Source organism: Pseudomonas sp. Sample_10, assembly GCF_004321495.1.
In the GTDB taxonomy this organism is placed as follows: Bacteria; Pseudomonadota; Gammaproteobacteria; order Pseudomonadales; family Pseudomonadaceae; genus Aquipseudomonas.
Map to the genome: position 1 here is coordinate 1 of NZ_RCOE01000100.1, position 17,027 is coordinate 17,027.

The following is a 17,027-nucleotide window of genomic DNA, read 5'->3' on the forward strand; positions in this document are numbered from 1 at the left end:
CCGGCCGCTTCATCGATAGTGACCATCCCTCGGTGGTGGAGTTCGCCGAAAAACACCGTGGCAGCAGTCGCGACCCGCTTGAGCAGGCGATCAGCCTTTATTACGCGGTGCGCGAGGCCGTGCGCTACAACCCGTACACCTTCAGTCGCGATCCGCAGACTTTGTGCGGCAGTTACGCCCTGGCGGCCGGGGAGAGTTATTGCGTGCCCAAAGCCACGCTGCTGGCCGGTGCCGCGCGGCATTGCGGCATTGCGGCGCGGATCGGCCTGGCGGATGTGCGCAATCATTTGTCGACGCCGCGCCTGCTCGAGCTGCTCAAGAGCGACATGTTCGCCATGCACGGCTACACCGAGTTCTACCTGCAGGGTCGCTGGGTCAAGGCGACCCCGGCGTTCAACCAGAAACTCTGCGAGTTGTTCAATGTGGCGCCGCTGGAATTCGATGGAGTCAATGACAGTGTTTTCCATCCGTTCAACCGCGACGGCGAGAAACTGATGGAGTACCTCGTCGATCACGGCCAGTTTGCCGATGTGCCTGAGGCATTCTTTTTCGAGCACCTGGAAAAGTGTTATCCGCATCTGTTCGGCGAACAGCTGTCGCCGTTGCTGGGTGACATGCAGAGCGATTTGAGTCGTACCTGATCCGGCGTATGCTGCCTGCGCATTCATCAATCGAGAGGCGGTCATGCTGAAGATCTGGGGTCGGAAAAATTCATCGAATGTCAGAAAGCCGTTGTGGGCCGCCGAGGAGTTGGGGCTGGCATACGAAGCCATCGATGCGGGCGGCGCCTTTGGTGTTGTCGATACGCCCGAGTATCGCGCCATGAACCCCAACGGCCGTGTGCCGGTGATTGAGGACGATGGTTTTGTGTTGTGGGAATCGAACGCCATCGTGCGTTATCTGATGGCCAGGCATGCGTCCGACACCGCGTGGTATCCAACCGATCTGCGAGCGCGGGCCACTGCTGACAAGTGGATGGACTGGACCACCTCCAGTTTCGCCGGGCCGTTTCGCACCGTGTTCTGGGGCGTATTGCGCACTCCCGCAGAGCAGCAGGATTGGTCTGCCATCAAGGCGGCGATCACCGAATGCGAAGGCTTGCTGGCAATGGCCGATCAGGCGCTGGCGAACAAACCATACCTGTCCGGCGATGAAATCGGCATGGGCGATATTCCCCTCGGCAGTTTCATTTATGCCTGGTTCGAGATGCCGATCGAGCGCGCGCCGCTGCCCCATCTTCAGGCCTGGTACGCCCGTTTGAAGCAGCGTCCGGCCTATCAGAAAGCGGTCATGACTGCGTTGACTTAATACTTACTATCGACACGCTTGACTGTACTTGTGCGGCGGGGACAAGCAACATTGCGGCGGTGCACTGTGGTTGTGTTGTTCGCCGCTCGCCCTTATTTATCCTTTTCATCCCTTCTTGGTGCGTAATCCGATATGAGTTCCGCTCTGTCCATCCGGCAGCTAACCAAAACCTACGGCAACGGTTTCCAGGCCTTGAGTGGTATCGATCTGGATGTCGCCGAAGGTGACTTTTTCGCCTTGCTCGGCCCTAACGGTGCCGGCAAATCCACGACCATCGGCATTCTTTCGACCCTGGTGAACAAGACCAGTGGCACGGTGAATATCTTCGGTCATGACCTGGACAAGAACCCTGCGCAACTCAAGCGCTGCATTGGCGTCGTGCCCCAGGAATTCAACTTCAACCAGTTCGAAAAGACCTTCGACATCGTCGTGACCCAGGCCGGTTACTACGGCATCCCGTCGAAAGTCGCCAAGGAACGCGCTGAGCAGTACTTGACCCAGCTCGGCCTGTGGGACAAGCGCGACGTGCCATCACGTTCACTGTCGGGTGGCATGAAGCGTCGTCTGATGATTGCCCGCGCGCTGGTTCACGAACCACGTCTGTTGATCCTCGACGAACCGACTGCCGGCGTCGACATCGAACTGCGTCGTTCGATGTGGACCTTCCTCACCGAACTGAATCAGAAAGGCATTACCATCATCCTCACCACGCACTACCTGGAAGAGGCTGAACAGCTGTGCCGCAACATCGGCATCATCGACCACGGCACCATCGTCGAGAACACCAGCATGAAGCAGTTGCTCGGCCAGTTGCACGTCGAGACCTTCCTGCTGGATCTGAAGAACAGCCTCAGTGCGCCACCGCAGTTGCTCGGTTATCCATCACGGCTGCTTGACGGCCATACGCTGGAAGTCCAGGTGGACAAGTCGATGGGGATCACTGCGCTGTTCACCCAGCTTGCCCAGCAAAATATTGAAGTGTTGAGCCTGCGAAATAAAACCAATCGCCTTGAGGAGTTGTTCGTGTCCCTGGTGGAGAAAAATCTGTCGAAGGTGGCGGTATGAGTTCCGAGCTGCAACCCAACCTCGTCGCCCTCAACACCATCGTTTACCGCGAAATCCGGCGCTTCACCCGGATCTGGCCGCAGACCCTGCTGCCACCGGCCATCACCATGGTTCTGTACTTCGTGATCTTCGGTAACCTGATCGGCCGGCAGATTGGCGACATGGGCGGCTTCACCTACATGGAGTACATCGTGCCGGGGCTGATCATGATGTCGGTGATCACCAACTCCTACGGCAACGTGGTGTCGAGTTTCTTCGGCAGCAAGTTCCAGCGTTCCATCGAAGAACTGATGGTTTCACCGGTCTCGCCACACACGATTCTGATCGGCTACGTCCTGGGCGGCGTGTTGCGCGGGTTGATGGTCGGGATCATCGTGACCTTGTTGTCGCTGTTCTTCACCCATCTGCAAGTGCATCACCTGGGCGTGACCATCCTGGTGGTGGTGCTGACGGCGACGATTTTCTCGCTGCTGGGCTTCATCAACGCCGTGTTTGCGCGCAACTTCGATGACATTTCGATCATCCCGACGTTCGTGCTGACGCCGTTGACCTATCTGGGCGGGGTGTTTTATTCGATTACGCTGTTGCCGCCGTTCTGGCAGACCGTGTCGTTGGCCAACCCTGTTCTGCACATGGTCAACGCCTTCCGCTACGGCATTCTTGGGGTTTCGGATATCCGGATCAGCGTGGCGATTGCCTTCATGGTGGTGGCGACGGTGATTTTGTATTTTGGGTGTGCGCGGTTGTTGGTGAGTGGGCGGGGGATGCGGACCTGAGGATGTTTTTCTTGGGGATTTTGGGTGTATATCCGTTTCTGCGGTAACGGCCACTTATGGTTTCGCCCTTACGGCGAGTCACTTTTTTACAAGCGCCAAAAAAAGTAACCAAAAAACGCTCGCCCCTTACGTACGGCCCCTCGCTGGGGCTCGGGGTACCTTCGCTCCGGCATTCATCCGGGGGCATCGCCTCCGGTCTGCTTCGCGACGACCTCCTCTCGATGTGTGCGGCTGCGCCGCACGGCGCTACGCGCCCACCCCCGGATAAACGCCTCCACTCAGCCTGCCGATGGGGCGGGTGAAACAAGAGGGCCGAGGCGGCCTACCGGCCGGCCTGTTTGTCTGGATTGTACGCATTTCAAGTGGGAGCTGGCTTGTCGGGTCGCCGCATCGCAGCGATGGCGGCCAGACAATCAGCCATGATTTTGCGGATATAGCCGTTCCCATGTAGGAGCGAGCCTGCTCGCGATGGTCGTCAACGATAACGCGCCTTGGCTGGATGGTCGCGGTGTCTGGACGTTTTTCGCGAGCAGGCTCGCTCCTACAATGGGATGGGGGGTATCAGGTAGAGATTGGTCGGCTGTCAGGCCGCCATCGCTGCGATGCGGCGACCCGACAAGCCAGCTCCCACAAAGGGCGCGGTGCCGTATGGGAATGCATTCGACCTCAGCGAGGTCGGCTCGAAGGTCGCCTCGGTTGCTGTATCGGTATGTACACGACCCACCTGAAAGACACCCCATTACATCCGACTCTGCTTGCGCCGCCTCCACTGCCGCGCGACCCACCACCGCCAATACAGCATCACCAGGCAATAAGCCAATGCCCCCAACACCAGCCCCGTCACCACCGACCCCAGCAAAAACGGCTGCCACAACGTCGACAGCTCGCCGCTGATCCATTCCCAGGTCAGCTCATCCGGCAAATGCCGCGCGGGAACATCCAGCAACCACGCGCCGGTCTGATAGGTACAAAAGAACACTGCCGGCATGGTGATCGGATTGGTCAGCCAGACCAGGCTTACTGCAATCGGCATATTGCCGCGCACCACGATGGCAAGGGTCGCGGCCAGCAGCATCTGCAACGGAATCGGCAGAAAAGCCGCAAACAAGCCAACCGCCATGGCCCGTGCGACGGAGTGGCGATTGAGGTGCCAGAGGTTCGGGTCATGCAGCAGCGTGCCGAGAAAGCGTAAGGATTTATGTTCCCTGATGCTGGTCGGGTCTGGCATGTAACGTTTGAATAATCGCCGGGGCATAGGGATTCTCGGTCGGTCAAGGCGGCAAGTATGTCTCGATTCCATGAAGCGCCCATTCAGACTTTGTGACAATTGATAACGACGAGCGTGCCGCCAGACGACTATGCCTAAGGTCTGGACTCTCAAGGACGGGCTTATGCGCACAGGGATGATGGCGCTGGCGTTGGGTCTGCTGGCCTTGCGTTTTTTACCGGCATTGCCGCCGGTCGGGTTGTGGCTGTTGATGCCGGCTGTGGGTTTGATGTTGCTGCCGTTCAGAACTTATCCGGTGGCGTTTTTTCTGTTCGGTTTGAGTTGGGGTTGCGCGCAGGCCCATTGGGCATTGGATGACCGCTTGGCGCCGGATCTGGACGGTGAGACCCGATGGGTCGAAGGGCGGGTGACGGGATTGCCCGAGAACGGCGAGGCGGTTGTTCGATTTGAATTGGCGCAGGCAACGTCGCGACACGCAGACGTGCCGTCGCTCATGCGCCTGGCCTGGTACGACGGCCCGCCGGTGAAAAGTGGCGAGCGCTGGCGATTGGCGGTCAAGTTGAAGCGTCCTGCCGGCTTGCTCAATCCGCATGCCTTCGATTACGAAGCTTGGCTATTGGCGCAACGCATTGGTGCGACGGGTACGGTCAAGGATGGCGCGCGACTGGTTGAGGCGCGATGGGCCTGGCGTGACGGCATCCGCCAAAGATTGCTGGCGGTGGATGCACAGGGTCGAACGGGGGCACTGGCGGCGTTGGTGCTGGGCGATGGTGCCGGGCTCAGCCGCGAAGACTGGCAAGTGTTGCAAGACACCGGCACCGTGCACTTGCTGGTGATTTCCGGTCAGCACATTGGATTGCTGGCGGGCGTGGTGTACTTGCTGATCGCCGGTCTGGCCCGCTATGGACTCTGGCCAACTCGCCTCCCTTGGCTGCCCTGGGCTTGCGGCCTGGCATTCATCGCCGCGCTGGTTTACGGATTGTTGGCCGGGTTTGAAGTCCCGGTTCGCCGTGCCTGTCTGATGATCGGTCTGGTGTTGTTGTGGCGTCTGCGTTTTCGTCACCTGGGTGCCTGGTGGCCGTTATTGCTGGCGCTCAATGGCGTATTGCTGCTAGACCCGCTGGCCAGTCTGCAACCGGGATTCTGGCTGTCCTTCGCCGCAGTCGCGGTTTTGATTTTTACCTTTGGCGGTCGTCTCGGCCCCTGGCGTTGGTGGCAAACATGGACCCGCGCCCAATGGCTGATCGCGATTGGCCTGCTGCCGTTGCTGTTGGTGCTGGGATTGCCGATCAGTGTCAGCGGACCATTGGTCAATTTGCTGGCAGTGCCATGGATCAGTCTGCTGGTATTGCCTCCTGCATTGCTCGGCACCCTGTTATTGCCGTTGCCTCACGTAGGTGAAGGCCTGTTGTGGCTCGCGGGCGGTTTGATCGATTTTTTGTTCAAGGGGTTGGCATTGGTCGCTGGGCGGATTGCAGCGTGGGTGCCCATGGCGATCCCGTTCTGGGTAGGGTGCGTGGGGGCCATGGGCGCCTTACTTCTGTTGTTGCCCCAGGGCGTGCCAATGCGTCCGTTGGGGTGGCCGATGCTGCTGTTGCTGGTGTTTCCTCCACGGGCAGAGTTGCCCGAAGGAATCGCCGACATCTGGCAACTGGACGTCGGGCAAGGCCTGGCGATCCTGGTGCGCACTCGCCATCAGGCCTTGCTGTATGACACCGGCCCGCGCTTCGGTGATTTCGATCTGGGCGAGCGGGTGGTGTTGCCTTCATTGCGCAAGCTTGGCGTAAAAGAGCTCGATTTGATGCTGATCAGCCACGCCGACGCCGATCATGCCGGCGGCGCCCTGGCGGTCGCCAAGGGGTTGGCTGTGAAGCGAGTCATCAGTGGCGATCCGCTGGCACTGCCTGCCGAGTTGCAAGCCCAGGCCTGTGAAACCGACCGGCAATGGATCTGGGACGGGGTGAGGTTCCGGCTCTGGCAATGGTCATCAGCCGGTGACAGCAATCAAAAGTCCTGTGTTTTGCAGATCGAAGCCAATGGCGAGCGCTTGTTGTTGACCGGTGATATCGATGCCGCCGCCGAGCGATCGCTGCTCGACAGTCCATTGGCCGTACCGACCGACTGGTTGCAGGCTCCGCATCATGGCAGCCGCAGTTCGTCGTCCATGGCGTTGCTCAATGGCTTGCAGCCTAAAGCGGTGCTGATTTCTCGTGGGCACGGCAATTCATTCGGCCATCCGCACCCAACCGTCGTGGCGCGCTATCGCAAGCGTGGCATTGCGATCCATGACAGTGCGCATGAAGGTGCCATTCATCTGCAACTGGGGCGGTTTGAATCTCCCCGCTCGATGCGTCTGGAGCGGCGGTTCTGGCGCGTCCCGCCAGTATCGGTTCAATAACCGAGCGTTACTAAAGCCCGACCGGATGCGACATCACGGTCTTCGGTGCGTCCACCCCCTATGTTAGAGTGGCGCACTTTTTCGAGGGGACTGACACTGTGTGGGAATTGGTCAAATCCGGCGGCTGGATGATGCTGCCGATCATCCTGAGTTCCATCGCGGCCATGGCAATCGTTGCCGAGCGTCTGTGGACCCTGCGGGCCAGCCGCGTGACGCCGGAGCATTTGCTCGGTCAGGTCTGGGTCTGGATCAAGGACAAGAAACTCAACAAGGACAGGCTCAAGGAACTGCGCGCCAACTCGCCGTTGGGTGAAATCCTGGCCGCGGGCCTTGCCAACTCCAAGCATGGTCGCGAGATCATGAAAGAGTGCATCGAAGAAGCTGCCGCACGGGTCATCCACGATCTGGAGCGCTACATCAACGCGCTCGGCACAATTGCCGCCATGGCGCCGCTGCTGGGCTTGCTCGGTACGGTGTTGGGCATGATCGATATTTTCAGCGCATTCACCGGCAATGGCATGACCACCAACGCGTCGGTGCTGGCCGGTGGTATCTCCAAGGCCCTGATCACCACGGCTGCCGGTTTGATGGTCGGTATCCCGGCAGTGTTCTTCCATCGATTCCTGCAACGCCGGATCGATGAGCTGGTGGTGGGGATGGAGCAGGAAGCGATCAAACTGGTCGAAGTGGTGCAGGGCGACCGCGACGTGGATCTGGCTGAGGGCAAAGCGTGAAATTCCGCCGCAAACCGCGGGAAACAGTGGACATCAACCTCGCGTCGCTGATCGATGTGGTGTTTATCCTGCTGCTGTTTTTCGTTGTGACCACCACATTCACCCGTGAAACCCAGCTGCGCGTCGATCTTCCCGAAGCGGTCAGTGGATCGCCCGCCGAAGACCAGAACAAGCCGCTGGATATCGCCATCAGTGCCGACGGCGTGTTCTCGGTCAACAACCAGGTGCTGCCCAAAAGTGATCTGGCCAGCCTGATGGACGCATTGCAGAAGGAGTCCAACGGCGATACCAGCCGGCCGCTGTCGATCAGTGCCGATGGTAAGTCCCAGCATCAGTCCGTCGTCACCGCGATGGACGCCGCTGGCAAACTTGGCTTCAGCCACTTGCGCATGACCACAGTCGAGGCGGCGCCGCCCGCGCCCTGATGGCCATGTCCGATCGCCTGTTAGCCGCATGGTACCGAGGCCATCCCGCGCTGAAGCTGTTGCAGCCACTGGAGTGGTTGTATCGGCGTGTGGTCGATAAAAAGCGCAAACGCTTTTTGGCGGGCGAGGGGGAAATCTATCAGCCACCGGTGCCGCTGATCGTGGTGGGCAACATTACAGTCGGTGGCACCGGCAAGACGCCGTTGATTTTGTGGATGATCGATCACTGCCAGCGCAGCGGTTTGCGGGTCGGTGTGGTCAGTCGTGGCTACGGCGCCAAACCGCCGCAGTTGCCATGGCGAGTCGAAGCACAGCACAGCGCGGAAATTGCCGGTGACGAACCGCTGTTGATCGTCCAGCGCACCGGCGTGCCGCTGATGATCGACCCGAACCGCAGCAACGCCGTCAAAGCCTTGCTTGCGAGTGAACCGCTGGATTTGATCCTGTCCGATGATGGCATGCAGCATTACCGAATGGCCCGGGATCTGGAGCTGGTGTTGATCGACGCCGCCCGTGGCCTGGGTAATCGGCGTTGTTTGCCGGCCGGGCCTTTGCGCGAACCGGCCGAGCGCCTGCAAAGTGTGGACGCGGTGCTCTACAACGGCGCCACCGCCGATCGTGAGGATGGGTTTGCTTTTCAATTGCAACCCACTGCGCTGGTCAATCTGCGAAGCGGCGAACGACGTCCCCTCGATCACTTTCCCTCGGGCCAGGCGTTGCACGCGGTGGCCGGGATCGGCAATCCGCAGCGTTTCTTCAAGACCCTCGAAACGCTACACTGGCAACCAGTCCCGCACGCGTTCGCCGACCATGCCGAATACAGCCTGCAGGCCTTGAATTTCACCCCGTCATTGCCGTTGGTGATGACCGAAAAGGACGCGGTGAAGTGCCGTGCCTTCGCCGCTGCCGACTGGTGGTACCTGGCGGTCGATGCTGTGCCGACGCCGGCCTTCGTGGCCTGGTTCGATACGCAATTGATGCGCCTGTTGCCGGCTCGTCTCTTGCCTTAAATCCGTTTTTATCCAGGGAATGCTCATGGACACCAAATTGCTCGACATCCTCGCTTGCCCGGTCTGCAAAGGCCCGCTCAAGCTCAGCGCCGACAAGACCGAGCTGATCAGCAAGGGCGCTGGCCTCGCGTACCCGATTCGCGATGGCATTCCGGTGATGCTCGAAACCGAAGCCCGCACCCTGACCACCGACGAGCGTCTGGATAAATGACCACAGCCTTTACCGTTGTCATTCCATCGCGCTACGCCTCCACCCGTTTGCCCGGCAAACCGCTGCTGTTGATCGCCGGCAAGCCGATGATCCAGCACGTCTGGGAACAGGCGAGCAAAAGCAGTGCCCAGCGTGTGGTGGTTGCCACTGATGACGCGCGCATCGTCGAGGCCTGCGAGGGCTTTGGTGCCGAAGTGGTGCTGACCCGTGAAGACCACAACTCCGGCACCGATCGCCTGGCGGAAGTCGCGGCGAAACTGGGCCTTGCTCCTGACGCTATCGTAGTCAATGTCCAGGGTGATGAGCCGTTGATCCCGGCGAGCGTGATCGATCAAGTCGCCGCCAACCTGGCTCTGCATACCGAAGCGCGCATGGCCACCCTGGCCGAGCCGATCGACGACGTGGAAACCCTGTTCAATCCCAACGTGGTGAAAGTGGTCAGCGACCTCAATGGCCTGGCGCTGACCTTCAGTCGTGCCACGCTGCCATGGGCACGGGACGCGTTCGCCCAGAGCCGCGAGCAATTGCCGGAAGGCGTGCCGTATCGTCGCCATATCGGCATCTACGCCTACCGCGCCGGTTTCCTGAATGACTTCGTCAGCTGGGGGCCATGCTGGCTGGAAAACACCGAGTGCCTGGAACAGTTGCGGGCCCTGTGGCACGGCGTGCGCATTCACGTCGCCGATGCGCTGATCGCGCCACCTCCGGGCGTCGATACTGTTGAAGACCTTGAGCGCGTTCGTCGCCTGCTGGAGGCCTGATGCGGGTTCTGTTTGTCTGCCTGGGCAACATCTGCCGTTCACCCACGGCTGAAGGCGTGTTGCGCCACAAACTGCGTGAGGCGGGGCTGGCCGGTCAGGTCGAAGTCGCCTCTGCCGGCACCGGCGACTGGCATGTCGGCAGGGCGCCGGACAAGCGCAGCCAGGCGGCGGCGAAGCTGCGTGGCTACGATCTGTCAGCCCAACGCGCCCAGCAAGTGACCAAAGCTGATTTCGCCACCTACGACCTGATCCTGGCGATGGACAACAGCAATCTGCTCCACCTCAAGGCTTTGCAACCGGCAAAGGGCAAGGCTGAGCTGGATTTGTTCCTGCGCCGCTATCAGGTGGAAATCGACGAAGTCCCGGACCCGTATTACGACGGCGACCAAGGCTTTGAGCAGGTGCTGGATCTGATCGAGCGCGCCAGTGATTTGCTGGTGATCGAACTGAAGGGACGGTTATGAGTTTGCAGGTTCGGTCGCAGGTTTCGCTCAAGCCGTTCAACAGCTTTGGCGTGGATGTCCAGGCACGGTTATTTGCCCAGGCCCATAGCGACGCCGATGTACGGGAGGCCTTGGCCTACGGGCTGGAGCATAAGGTGCCGGTGCTGGTAATCGGTGGTGGCAGCAATTTGCTGCTGACGGCGGATATCCAGTCATTGGTGCTGCGCATGGCCACCCGCGGGATTCGTGTGGTGAGCGACGATGGCAACAACGTGGTGATTGAGGCCGAGGCCGGTGAGCCTTGGCATCCGTTCGTGCAGCACACGTTGGCACAGGGCTTGTCGGGCCTGGAAAACCTCAGCCTGATTCCCGGCACCGTCGGTGCAGCACCCATGCAGAACATCGGCGCTTACGGGGTCGAGATCAAGGACGTATTCGCCGGTCTGACCGCGCTTGATCGCCAGAGTGGCGAACTGCGCGACTTCAGCCTGCAAGAGTGCAACTTCGCCTACCGCGACAGTTTGTTCAAACAGCAACCGGGGCGCTGGCTGATTTTGCGCGTTCGCTTTGCCCTCAACCGTGTCGCGCCATTGCATCTGGAATACGGCCCGGTGCGTCAGCGCCTGACCGAGCAAGGCATCGAACACCCGACCGCCAGCGATGTCAGCCAGGCCATTTGCAGCATTCGCAACGAAAAACTGCCGGACCCGGCGGTACTGGGCAATGCCGGCAGTTTCTTCAAGAATCCGTTGGTGCCAGCGGCGCTTGTCGCGCAGCTCAAAATCCAATACCCGGATCTGGTGGCCTATGCGCAACCCGACGGGCAGATGAAAATCGCCGCCGGTTGGCTGATTGAGCGGGCAGGCTGGAAAGGTTTCCGTGATGCCGACGCGGGCGTGCATAAATTGCAGGCGCTGGTGCTGGTCAACTACGGCAGCGCCACGGGTTTGCAATTGCTCGACCTGGCGCAGCGTATTCAGAAAGACATTTCAGAACGTTTTCATGTCGAACTGGAAATGGAGCCGAACCGGTATTGAAGCTAAGCTTTCAGGATTGATTCCCAAGCCCTGCACAATGACCATTGTGCAGGGCTTTTTTGTTAATGCTGGGTTAACTTAGTCAGCTAACGATGCAAACGATTTATTCTACCAAAGGCCCGGTGCAGACGCTGCCGTTTGCGCAAGAGAGCCGATTAGCCTGAGCCGATCTGCGTTCCGAACCAAGATCCAACGGCAGATTGCTCGACCCCATAACTCAAGAAATATGCGGGCGTGCCCATGATTACCCTGAAACTCAACGGTCAAGACCATCAACTCGACGTCACCGAGGACATGCCGCTGCTCTGGGCTATCCGCGACGTGGCGGGCTATAACGGCACCAAATTCGGCTGCGGCATGGGCCTGTGCGGCGCGTGCACCATTCATATCGGAGGTGCGCCGGCGCGTAGTTGCATCACGCCGATCGGCTCGGTGGTCGGCCAGAACGTCACCACCATCGACAACCTGCATGCCGACCCGGTAGGTAAAGTGGTGCAACAAGCCTGGCTCGATACGGCGGTGGCCCAATGCGGTTACTGCCAGGGTGGACAAATCATGTCCGCCACGGCCCTGCTCAAGACCAACCCGAACCCCAGCGACGAACAGATCGAAGAGGCGATGGTCGGCAATATCTGCCGCTGCGGCACTTATAACCGCATCAAGACTGCCATCCGCCAGGCATCCACCCACCTGAAGGAGGCCAAGGCATGAGCCAGTTACCAATGGATTTCGCCCTGAGCAACCTCAGTCGCCGTGGTTTTCTCAAGGGCGTGGGCGCTGCGGGTGCCCTGGTGGTTGCCGCAAGCTGGGGCTGGCAAGACGCGTTTGCCGAAGAAGTGAAGAAATTCGGCGCCGACGGCATGCCCAATGGTTGGGTGGATGACCCCAAGGTGTACGTCAGCATCGCCGCCGATGGCACGGTAACCGTTGTTTGCAACCGTTCGGAAATGGGCCAGGGCGTGCGCACCAGTCTGACCATGGTGGTTGCCGATGAACTGGAAGCTGATTGGGCGCGAGTCAAAGTGCGGCAGGCGCCGGGTGACGAAGTGCGCTTCGGCAACCAGGACACCGACGGTTCGCGCAGCATGCGCCACTGGTACGAGCCGATGCGCCGCTGTGGCGCCGCCGCGCGGACCATGCTGGAGCAGGCCGCTGCCGATCAGTGGAAAGTGCCGGTCGGCGAATGCCATGCGCAGCTGCACAAAGTCATCCACAAGCCGTCCGGCCGTGAACTGGAGTATGGCGCGCTGGCCGCAGCCGCCGGTGCCTTGGCCGTTCCGCCGCGGGACAGCCTGAAGCTCAAGCAACCCTCGGAATTTCGCTACATCGGCAAGGAAGGCAGCAAGGCCATCGACGGTGACGACATTGTCAACGGCCGGGCAGTGTATGGCGCCGATGTGCATTTCGACGGCATGTTGTACGCCACCATTGCCCGGCCTGCGGTCTACGGTGGCAAGGTCAAAAGCTTCGATGCCACTGCGGCGATGAAAGTCCCGGGCGTGGTCAAGGTGCTGCAGATCGAAAGTCGTCCGCTGCCATCGGAGTTCCAACCATTGGGCGGAATCGCCGTGGTGGCGAACAATACCTGGGCGGCGATCAAGGGCCGCGAAGCGCTGAAAATCGAGTGGGATGACGGCGCCAATGCCAGCTACGATTCGATCGCCTACCGCAAGGAACTCGAAGCCGCCTCCCTCAAGCCAGGCAAAGTCGTCCGCAATACCGGAAACATCGACGAAGCCATGAGCAGCGCCGACAGCACGCTGGAGGCCTCCTACTATCTGCCGCACCTGTCGCAATCGCCAATGGAGCCGATGGTCGCCATCGCCCGCTACAAGGATGGCGCCTGTGAAGCGTGGGGGCCAAGTCAGGCGCCACAGGTCACCCGCGAACGGATCGGCGAGCGTCTGGGTCTGCCGTTCGATAACGTCACGTTCAACGTGACCTTGCTTGGCGGCGGTTTCGGTCGCAAGTCCAAACCCGACTTCATCATCGAAGCGGCCATTCTCGCCAAAGAGTTTCCCGGCAAGGCTGTGCGTGTGCAATGGACCCGTGAAGACGATATCCATTGTTCCTACTTCCACACCGTCTCGGCCGAATACCTCAAGGCCAGCCTGAACAAGGACGGCCTGCCATCCGGTTGGCTGCACCGGACGGTTGCGCCGAGCATTACCGCATTGTTCGCGCCGGGCATGAATCACGAGGCGGCTTTCGAGTTGGGCATGGGCTTCACCAACATGGCCTACGCCATCCCGAATGTGCGCCTGGAAAACCCCGAAGCCACCGTGCACACCCGCGTGGGCTGGTATCGCTCGGTGTCGAACATCCCGCATGGTTTCGCGATCCAGAGCTTTATCGACGAACTGGCGCACAAGGCCGGGCAAGACCCGCTCAAGTACCAGATCAAGTTGCTTGGACCGGACCGGCAGATCGATCCGCGCACCCTGAGTGAGGAATGGAACTACGGCGAATCGCCCGAGCGCTATCCGATCGATACCGGGCGACTGCGTACCGTGCTGGAAACCGCTGCCAAAGCCGCGGGTTGGGGCCGCGAGTTGCCGAAGGGCCGGGGCCTGGGGCTGGCGGTACATTACAGCTTCGTCACCTACGTGGCGGCGGTGATCGAGGTCGAAGTCAAAGACGATGGCACGTTGCTCGTGCACAAGGCTGACATCGCCGTGGATTGCGGGCCGCAGATCAATCCCGAGCGGATTCGCGCGCAGTTTGAAGGCGCTTGCGTGATGGGGCTGGGCAATGCGGTGCTGGGCGAGATCAGCTTCAAGGATGGCAAGGTCCAGCAGGATAACTTCCACATGTACGAAGTGGCGCGCATGTCGCTGGCACCGAAGGAAGTCGCTGTGCATCTGGTCACACCACCCGGCACCGTACCCTTGGGCGGTGTGGGTGAGCCGGGTGTGCCGCCGATTGCCCCGGCGCTGTGTAACGCGATCTTCGCCGCCACCGGCAAACGCATTCGCGACCTGCCGGTTCGCTATCAACTGCAAGACTGGCGCAAGGCGCAAGCCTGATGGACAGCGTCGATCTGAACGTCCTGCGCAGCGTGCTGGAGTGGCGCCGCGCCGGAAAGCGAGTGGTGTTGTACAGCGTGGTCCAGACCTGGGGCACCGCGCCCCGGGCGCCGGGTGCGATGCTCGCGTTGCGCGAGGACGGTGTCGTGATCGGCTCAGTGTCCGGCGGTTGCGTCGAAGATGACCTGATTGCACGGTTGCATGACGGTCGAATGCCCTGCGACGGGCCGCCGGTACAGTTGATTACCTATGGCGTCACCCGCGAGGAGGCCGCACGTTTCGGTTTGCCCTGCGGCGGCACGTTGCGTTTGACCGAAGAGCGGGTCGGCGATGTGGATTGGGTGGCCGAGTTGCTGACGCGCTGCGAGGATCATCAAATCGTCGCGCGTTCGCTGGATATCGAATCGGGCAAAGTGCTTTTGCAAGCGGCCGACAAATCGGACGTGCTGACGTTTGATGGAAAGACGCTGCGGGCCATTTATGGTCCGCGCTGGCGCATGCTACTGATCGGCGCGGGACAATTGTCCCGATATGTCGCCGAAATGGCACGACTGCTGGATTTCGAAGTGCTGATCTGCGATCCGCGCACTGAATTCGTCTACGGTTGGGAGGAGCAGCACGGGCGCTTCGTCTCGGGCATGCCCGACGACGCAGTGCTCAGCATCCAGACCGACGAGCGCACAGCGATTGTTGCGCTGACGCACGACCCGCGGCTGGACGACATGGCGCTGCTCACCGCCCTGGATTCCAAAGCATTCTATGTTGGCGCATTGGGCTCGCGGATCAACAGCCACAAGCGCCGGGAAAACCTCGCGCAGCTGGGTTTGTCGCAACAGTCCATCGAACGGCTGCATGGCCCGATCGGCCTGCACATTGGCAGCCACAGCCCGGCGGAAATCGCGTTGTCGCTGATGGCCGAGATTGTGGCGATCAAGAACGGTGTTGAGTTGAAACAGAAAAAACCGTTGCGGGAGGGCGTATGAACGAGCCCATCGGAGTCATCGTTCTGGCGGCGGGGCAGGGCAGTCGGTTCCGGCAGGTGGCGGGTGAGGAAAAAGACAAGTTGCTGGCGGACTGTAAAGGGCGGGATGGCGCTGTCCGTTCGGTGATCGAGCAGGTGCTGGTGAATCTGCCGGCCACGTTGGACCAACGTGTGCTGGTCACCACGGCGGATCGCCCGCAGGTGATTCGGATGGCCAAGGCTTATGGCTGCGAGATCGTGCTGGTCGAATCCACGGGAATGGGTGACAGCATCGCCGCTGGCGTGGCGGCTTGTGCGCAGCTCGGTGGGTGGTTGATGGTGTTGGGGGATATGCCGTTCATCCTGCCTTCGAGCATTGAACACGTTGTGGCGCAGGTGGCTGACGACTGTATCAGTGTGCCGGTTCAGGACGGCGAATATGGCCATCCGGTGGGTTTTGGCCGCAGTTTTGGTTCAGGGATGATGGCGCTGTCAGGTGATCGCGGGGCCAAGCCGCTGTTTGCACAGGGGCGAGTGGTTGAAGTCGCGGTGGATGATCCTGGTGTGTTGTGGGACGTGGACGTGCCGGAAAAGTTGATCTTTTAAGCTTTAATCAAACAATAAAAAGCCCCGCCTGGGTTCACCAGGCGGGGCTTTTTATTGACCGATGGAATCAGACGAGTGGTTTAGGCTCGTGTTCCTTTTCCTCGGCTTGTTCGTGTTGCTCTACCGCTTCCTGTACGGAGCGCGGTGCTTCCTCGATCACCGACTCAACCTGCTCGGCGGCGACTTCGGCAGCCGGGGCAGGTGCTGCCTCGACCACGTCGGCAGCAACCGGTGCCGCGACAGCAGCTTCAGTCTGAGCAGCAGCGGCAGCCAGTTCGGCTTCCTTCTGCAGGCGCTCTTCTTCACGCTTGCGACGACGCACTTCACGCGGGTCGTTCGGCGCACGGCCGCTTGGCGTCAGGGCGCTGACCGGAGCCGCTTCAACGACAGGTGCTGGCGCTTCGGCGACGACCGGTGCTTCTACAACCGGGGCTGGCTCGGCAGCGGCAACGACCGGTTCGGAAACCGACGCTGCGGGCACTTCAGCTTCGGCAGCCGGTGCTGGAGTTTCGGCAACGGCTGGCTCGGAGACCCAGTTGAACGCAGTTTGCTCTTCGCGGACTTCACGAACGGTTTCAGTCACGGTTTCAACAACCGGTTCTGCAACCACCGCAGGCGCTTCGGCAACCGCGGCTGGTTCAGCAGGCGCTTCAACCACAGGTTGTGCTTCTGGTGCCTGGGCCACTTCGATTTCCGGGGAAGCGGTTACTTCTACCGGCGTGGTCGCTTCAACGACTGGCGCTTCAACTGGAGCAGTCTCCAGGGTGGCGGCAGTGGCGCGTTCGGCTTGCTCGTGAGCTTGTGCTTCGGCCGGAGCGCTGATCACGCTGCTGGCAACGGCTGCGGTAACAGCCAGGCCGGCGGCCAGATCGGCAGTGCTTGGCGCTTCAGCGTTGTCGCCAGCTTCGGACTCTTCCGAACCTTCGATCACGTTGCCGTTGGCATCACGCTGACGCTCGCGACGGTTGCTGCGGCGACGCTGACCACGGGAGCGGCGGCGTGGACGATCGCCTTCGGCGCCTTCCTGACCATCTTCCT

At 60.7% G+C, this 17,027-nt stretch carries 17 protein-coding genes and 1 pseudogene; 16 read left to right on the forward strand and 2 right to left on the reverse strand.

The window, feature by feature from the left end:
* From D8U18_RS09185 to D8U18_RS09200, 4 genes are all read left to right on the forward strand, one after another.
* Nucleotides 1-641, forward strand: a 641-nt coding sequence (locus tag D8U18_RS09185; RefSeq protein WP_131107478.1) for a transglutaminase family protein, incomplete at its 5' end; no start/stop codon positions are given.
* A 43-nt stretch (nt 642-684) separates the two neighbouring features.
* Entirely contained in the window at nt 685-1,308 is a 624-nt protein-coding gene (locus D8U18_RS09190; protein ID WP_131107479.1) for a glutathione S-transferase, read from the forward strand.
* Between the two features lie 132 nt (nt 1,309-1,440).
* Nucleotides 1,441-2,373 carry an ABC transporter ATP-binding protein gene (locus tag D8U18_RS09195; RefSeq protein WP_056855954.1) on the forward strand — a complete coding sequence of 311 codons (933 nt, stop codon included), beginning with the start codon at nt 1,441-1,443 and terminating at the stop codon, nt 2,371-2,373.
* Nucleotides 2,370-3,149 carry an ABC transporter permease gene (locus D8U18_RS09200; RefSeq protein ID WP_056855953.1) on the forward strand — a complete coding sequence of 260 codons (780 nt, stop codon included), beginning with the start codon at nt 2,370-2,372 and terminating at the stop codon, nt 3,147-3,149. Before D8U18_RS09195 ends, D8U18_RS09200 begins: the two co-directional genes overlap by 4 nt.
* Nucleotides 3,150-3,888: 739 nt before the next feature.
* On the opposite strand, the gene D8U18_RS09210 is transcribed toward D8U18_RS09200, so the two are convergent.
* Entirely contained in the window at nt 3,889-4,404 is a 516-nt protein-coding gene (locus D8U18_RS09210; RefSeq protein ID WP_131107480.1) for a DUF2062 domain-containing protein, read from the reverse strand.
* A 136-nt stretch (nt 4,405-4,540) separates the two neighbouring features.
* Between D8U18_RS09210 and D8U18_RS09215 the strand changes: the two genes are divergently transcribed.
* The 12 genes from D8U18_RS09215 to D8U18_RS09270 all read left to right on the forward strand — a co-directional run bounded on the left by D8U18_RS09215 (nt 4,541) and on the right by D8U18_RS09270 (nt 15,989).
* Nucleotides 4,541-6,775 (forward strand): DNA internalization-related competence protein ComEC/Rec2, encoded by a 2,235-nt coding sequence (locus D8U18_RS09215; RefSeq protein ID WP_131107481.1) that lies wholly within the window; start codon nt 4,541-4,543, stop codon nt 6,773-6,775.
* 98 nt (nt 6,776-6,873) lie between these two features.
* Entirely contained in the window at nt 6,874-7,509 is a 636-nt protein-coding gene (locus D8U18_RS09220) for a MotA/TolQ/ExbB proton channel family protein (RefSeq protein WP_056855950.1), read from the forward strand.
* A complete protein-coding gene (locus D8U18_RS09225) occupies nt 7,506-7,934 on the forward strand; it encodes a biopolymer transporter ExbD (protein WP_056855949.1) in 429 nt (142 codons plus the stop codon). The genes D8U18_RS09220 and D8U18_RS09225 overlap by 4 nt, the downstream gene beginning before the upstream one ends.
* Nucleotides 7,934-8,944 carry a tetraacyldisaccharide 4'-kinase gene (gene lpxK / locus D8U18_RS09230; RefSeq protein WP_131107482.1) on the forward strand — a complete coding sequence of 337 codons (1,011 nt, stop codon included), beginning with the start codon at nt 7,934-7,936 and terminating at the stop codon, nt 8,942-8,944. Before D8U18_RS09225 ends, lpxK begins: the two co-directional genes overlap by 1 nt.
* A gap of 25 nt (nt 8,945-8,969) precedes the next feature.
* On the forward strand, nt 8,970-9,155 hold the full coding sequence (locus D8U18_RS09235; protein WP_007945752.1) for a Trm112 family protein: 186 nt from the start codon (nt 8,970-8,972) through the stop codon (nt 9,153-9,155).
* Nucleotides 9,152-9,916, forward strand: a complete 765-nt coding sequence (gene kdsB / locus D8U18_RS09240) for a 3-deoxy-manno-octulosonate cytidylyltransferase (RefSeq protein ID WP_056855947.1) — start codon at nt 9,152-9,154, stop codon at nt 9,914-9,916. Before D8U18_RS09235 ends, kdsB begins: the two co-directional genes overlap by 4 nt.
* Nucleotides 9,916-10,380 (forward strand): low molecular weight protein-tyrosine-phosphatase, encoded by a 465-nt coding sequence (locus D8U18_RS09245; RefSeq protein ID WP_056855946.1) that lies wholly within the window; start codon nt 9,916-9,918, stop codon nt 10,378-10,380. Before kdsB ends, D8U18_RS09245 begins: the two co-directional genes overlap by 1 nt.
* Nucleotides 10,377-11,396, forward strand: coding sequence for a UDP-N-acetylmuramate dehydrogenase (gene murB / locus D8U18_RS09250; protein WP_056855945.1), 1,020 nt, complete (start codon nt 10,377-10,379; stop codon nt 11,394-11,396). The genes D8U18_RS09245 and murB overlap by 4 nt, the downstream gene beginning before the upstream one ends.
* A gap of 240 nt (nt 11,397-11,636) precedes the next feature.
* Nucleotides 11,637-12,107 (forward strand): (2Fe-2S)-binding protein, encoded by a 471-nt coding sequence (locus D8U18_RS09255; RefSeq protein ID WP_056855944.1) that lies wholly within the window; start codon nt 11,637-11,639, stop codon nt 12,105-12,107.
* On the forward strand, nt 12,104-14,422 hold the full coding sequence (locus D8U18_RS09260) for a xanthine dehydrogenase family protein molybdopterin-binding subunit (protein WP_056855943.1): 2,319 nt from the start codon (nt 12,104-12,106) through the stop codon (nt 14,420-14,422). Before D8U18_RS09255 ends, D8U18_RS09260 begins: the two co-directional genes overlap by 4 nt.
* Nucleotides 14,422-15,405, forward strand: coding sequence for an XdhC family protein (locus tag D8U18_RS09265; protein ID WP_131107483.1), 984 nt, complete (start codon nt 14,422-14,424; stop codon nt 15,403-15,405). The genes D8U18_RS09260 and D8U18_RS09265 overlap by 1 nt, the downstream gene beginning before the upstream one ends.
* On the forward strand, nt 15,402-15,989 hold the full coding sequence (locus D8U18_RS09270; RefSeq protein WP_131107484.1) for a nucleotidyltransferase family protein: 588 nt from the start codon (nt 15,402-15,404) through the stop codon (nt 15,987-15,989). Before D8U18_RS09265 ends, D8U18_RS09270 begins: the two co-directional genes overlap by 4 nt.
* 67 nt (nt 15,990-16,056) lie before the next feature.
* Here D8U18_RS09270 and D8U18_RS09275 read toward each other — a convergent pair.
* Nucleotides 16,057-17,027 (reverse strand): annotated as a pseudogene (locus D8U18_RS09275) (ribonuclease E); the annotation flags it as partial.